This is a genomic window from Loktanella agnita, assembly GCF_046640325.1.
GTDB lineage: Bacteria > Pseudomonadota > Alphaproteobacteria > Rhodobacterales > Rhodobacteraceae > Yoonia > Yoonia agnita.
In genome coordinates this window covers 1-3504 of the sequence record NZ_JBJMBF010000037.1, presented here as the reverse complement: position 1 = coordinate 3504, position 3504 = coordinate 1, and the positions used below count along the sequence as shown (strand labels likewise).

The window sequence follows — 3504 nt, the reverse complement described above, 5'->3', positions numbered from 1 at the left end:
TATGGGGGGCGCAGATGGGCAAACCACATCCGATAGAGTTGCGTGAGCGGGTCGCAGCGTTTGTTGACGAGGGACACCTTCGCGGCCCGCAGTTCGCCTTGCGTCACCAGCTTCATCTCCAGCATCCGTGCCGCTAGGCTGGCCGTGATCGCTGTCGGCGGAATGTATTTGCCTTCCTTGATCCAGCCCGCCCACATGCTCGCCGCCTGGTCGGCCTTGGAGCCATAAAACGGTGCTGTGCGGACGCGCGCGCTGGTTCTTTCCTGGTTCTTTACAGGTTTCTCTCCAGTGGGCTGGAGACGGGTCGCCCTCTGAATTGGAGACGGCTTACCCCTCAAATCGGAGACGGCTCCGTCTCCAGATTTTGGAGACGGGTCGGCCATCTCGAAGCCGAGCATGTAGCGGGTGGGTTTTTGGCGCTTGGTGGTCCCATCCCACGCCCGGTGGCGCCGGATCAGCCCTTTGGCCTCGAGTGCGGTCAGCGCGTTGTTCACGGTGCCGTTCGACGCCCCGGTTTTTTCGATCAGGTAGGACTGCGTTGGAAAGCAGCCCTTCGTCGCATTGTGGCAGTCGCAGAGATGGAACAGCACCCGGAACTCACTTGCCCCGATCCGGTCCGCCTCCAGCTTCGACAACCAATTCGTTGCCTTATGGCTCATGTCGCTCTCCTCTTCTTGTCGTTTTGGGATCGATCCAACGGGTATCCGGGCCGCGTAACACCGGCGGCCACGCGGGTACGCCGCGGACAAAGGCCTGACCGCCGCCCATTGGAATAGCTTTGATTTTGAAAGAACTAATCATCGAAGAACACGCTGCTCCCATGGCGCAGCGTCTCCATCAGCGCGGCCCGGCGTGGGGGATCAGCAAGGCAAGCCAGAAGCCCCACAGGATTGACCCCGGCATAGTCACAGACCAACACGAAGTCCGGTGAGCCGGTCCAGTCGGCAGCCACCGCCCGGCAATCTCGGTTTCATAGGCACTGCTCACCCCGAGCGCACCGCGCAGGCAGCTCAGCAGCACAGCGCCCCACATGCGCTGGCAGGCCACTAGGTCGAACCGGTCGCGCCGCACGAACCATTCCTCCGGCCACGGCATGCGCGGCTCTTCCTCTTTCGGCGGCACCGCCACCACGGCGGCTTCCTCCGCCGCGATGAACGCCCCCAGCACCCGCGCCATCTCGTCATTGGCTTGCTCTGAATTCATGATGGATCGGTCACCCCGCCCTGCCGACATAACAAAACCGGGGACGGGTCAGACCCGCCCCCGGGAAGTGGCCGCACGTGAGTCAGACGCGCAGCGCGACAGGTAGGTATAAGATGATGGGAACCTCAGCAGTGCGAACACCCGGTGCAAAACTTTAAGGGCACAGGTCATCACCGGCCCTCCCAGCTTTTGAGAAACCACGCCCCCGCATCGGGAAAGGTCATGAACAGGCGCGCCACCACATCGCCCGAGGCCTTGTTGTCGCCATTCCAGCAGTTCCAGGCTGTGCTGGCGCGCACGCCAAAGGCTGTCGCCACCTGTTCGGGATTCACAAAGCGATCGCGGAGATAAGACGCAAAGGCCGTTGCAAACCAGTGTTTGAACGCCGTGCCGCGATATTGGTCCAGGTACAGCACCTCTCCAGACTTTTGCGCTGGAAAACCGGGCCGGGACTGCGGCTGTGAAAAACGGCTAGCGTGGTGGTCGGAGACAGGCGCCGCAGGAGTGACAAAATTGGCAATAGGCATGAGGGCAGACCTTCAATGGTTGAATGGGACTATTTTGAAATATGCTGGCATGGGCGGTTTGGTTAAAATGTCCGGCTGCTTCAGCGCACGATGCCCGAAACATCTAACTCATCCCGCTTCCGCTAGTGACTTCGGCCGGTTGTCTGCAATGTATCGGCGCAATCGATCAGCAGTGTGCATCGTGCAACTGCCCGCTTTCTGCCAACGGGACCCCGCCCCGCCATTGCCAGCACCAGCACGCTGCAGGACGGTGCTAGGCTCAACGCCCAACCGGTCAGCATACGCACGAACTTCAGTCATCAACTTTTCCAGAGCACTTATATAGGTTATTAAACCTACATAGACGAAGGTTTTTTATCCTAGTGAAAGTTTACGCATCCCTGAGGTAACTTAAGCCATGAGCAAAAACAGAGCATTCGCCGAAAAGCTGCAAGCAGTGATCGAACAGGATGAGAGCCTGACGGTGTCAGGCCTGGCGATTAAGGCTGGGCTCGACAACAGCACTATCAGACAACTTCTTTCGGGGAAGATAGAAACACCAACACTTCGAACCGCAAATAAAATCTGCGAAGCGCTCGGCACAACCTATGAAGTTTTTATGTCGAACGCTCAGACACCGGCGGAGAAAGAGATAGTTCGCCTAACAATGCTACTGCCGGATGACCTCCGCCAGAAGCTGATAAGCTATGGACAAGGACTTCTTGCCGCGTCCGATCAGGACAATCAAGAATCTGAAGCAATCGACAAATCAACCAATGATCATAACACATGAAGTTGCCCTCCACCCGACGGGAATATTTGCAGAACATTTGAGCACGATTAGCCCAACGACCCCTAGGCATCAACACTGGGGCAGATGACTTCCAATATATAAGACCGGGAAATTACGCCAATTTTTTTCGCAGTGTTTTTGTGGGTTTTTTTTACTAATTAGTTTGACATAGGTTTTTACCCTACTATCGAAATATCCATCACTTGCCTGATGGAGGCCCTTATGTTCGAAACCGCTTGTCCAATTCATCACGGAAGACTGGTTGCCGAAGCAATCGCTGTCGTGATGAATCCCAACAGCACCGACACCCGCCGCCTGCTTGCTTGGGCGACGCTGAAGTCAGCGCGCGGACAGACGATTTCACAAATCGGGCTGTCGCGCCTGCAAGACGTCCAGCGCAAACTGCAGCCATCACCAACCCGGCGCCTGCAGGACATTCTGGGCGGTGCGGCGTGACCACCGGCTTGCACGCCGCCGTCGTCGCAGCGCAGTTTCCAATCTATCAGCAGCAGCTGCTGCTCCGCGATCAGCGGGCGGCACGCATGGCACGCTTCAAACGGATGGCCTGCTACATTGCGACCTTCCTGCTGGGCGCTTGGATCGCAGCGCTCTGACGCGCCCCGCCAACCTTCTCATTTCAAGGATCCCTTTCATGATGCTTTTGCCGCAAACCCCCAACTTTGCCTTGGCCGCAAAGCTTGGCCTCGACCTCGCGGCGATGACCGCCCATGTCCGTCGCGAGATTGCAGCGCGGATTGACGCCACCATAGATGATCAATCAGCCTCTACGCTGATGCAGCTAGCGGTACTGGACCACGGCGGCACGTTGATCGAATCCACGCCCGAGTGGGGACCTCTTGAGTATCAGGTGACAGTGTGGGGATGTACCGGCACGGGTGGCACCGTGGACGCGGCAGCGCGCGATTGGGCGACCTGCGCCCTCCGCATGGGAGAGCAGCCATGCGCGTCCTGATCGGCTGTGAAACCTCCTGCATTGCGCGC

Annotated in this window: 7 protein-coding genes; 4 read left to right on the top strand and 3 right to left on the bottom strand. The window is 58.2% G+C overall.

Annotation, left to right across the window (positions count from 1 at the left end; translation table 11 throughout):
* The 3 genes from ACJ5NV_RS20305 to ACJ5NV_RS20295 all read right to left on the bottom strand — a co-directional run.
* On the bottom strand, window positions 1-659 hold a 659-nt coding region (locus ACJ5NV_RS20305), incomplete at its 3' end, for a helix-turn-helix domain-containing protein (protein WP_411646690.1).
* 178 nt (window positions 660-837) lie between these two features.
* Window positions 838-1203 (bottom strand): hypothetical protein, encoded by a 366-nt coding sequence (locus tag ACJ5NV_RS20300; protein ID WP_411646688.1) that lies wholly within the window; start codon window positions 1201-1203, stop codon window positions 838-840.
* Between the two features lie 170 nt (window positions 1204-1373).
* Window positions 1374-1730, bottom strand: coding sequence for a hypothetical protein (locus tag ACJ5NV_RS20295; RefSeq protein WP_411646686.1), 357 nt, complete (start codon window positions 1728-1730; stop codon window positions 1374-1376).
* A 397-nt stretch (window positions 1731-2127) separates the two neighbouring features.
* Between ACJ5NV_RS20295 and ACJ5NV_RS20290 the strand changes: the two genes are divergently transcribed.
* From ACJ5NV_RS20290 to ACJ5NV_RS20275, 4 genes are all read left to right on the top strand, one after another.
* Window positions 2128-2502, top strand: a complete 375-nt coding sequence (locus tag ACJ5NV_RS20290) for a helix-turn-helix domain-containing protein (protein ID WP_411646684.1) — start codon at window positions 2128-2130, stop codon at window positions 2500-2502.
* 222 nt (window positions 2503-2724) lie between these two features.
* Window positions 2725-2958: a hypothetical protein gene (locus tag ACJ5NV_RS20285; protein WP_411646682.1), complete on the top strand. Its 234-nt coding sequence runs from the start codon at window positions 2725-2727 to the stop codon at window positions 2956-2958.
* Entirely contained in the window at window positions 2955-3116 is a 162-nt protein-coding gene (locus tag ACJ5NV_RS20280; RefSeq protein ID WP_411646680.1) for a hypothetical protein, read from the top strand. Before ACJ5NV_RS20285 ends, ACJ5NV_RS20280 begins: the two co-directional genes overlap by 4 nt.
* 38 nt (window positions 3117-3154) lie before the next feature.
* Entirely contained in the window at window positions 3155-3475 is a 321-nt protein-coding gene (locus ACJ5NV_RS20275) for a hypothetical protein (protein ID WP_411646679.1), read from the top strand.
* Window positions 3476-3504: the final 29 nt, after the last annotated feature.

Bases quoted from the DNA above. Each gene is read 5' to 3' on its own strand.
- ACJ5NV_RS20300 (WP_411646688.1), bottom strand. From the start codon at position 1,203: ATGAATTCAGAGCAAGCCAATGACGAGATGGCGCGGGTGCTGGGGGCG.
- ACJ5NV_RS20295 (WP_411646686.1), bottom strand. From the start codon at position 1,730: ATGCCTATTGCCAATTTTGTCACTCCTGCGGCGCCTGTCTCCGACCAC.
- ACJ5NV_RS20290 (WP_411646684.1), top strand. From the start codon at position 2,128: ATGAGCAAAAACAGAGCATTCGCCGAAAAGCTGCAAGCAGTGATCGAA.
- ACJ5NV_RS20285 (WP_411646682.1), top strand. From the start codon at position 2,725: ATGTTCGAAACCGCTTGTCCAATTCATCACGGAAGACTGGTTGCCGAA.
- ACJ5NV_RS20275 (WP_411646679.1), top strand. From the start codon at position 3,155: ATGATGCTTTTGCCGCAAACCCCCAACTTTGCCTTGGCCGCAAAGCTT.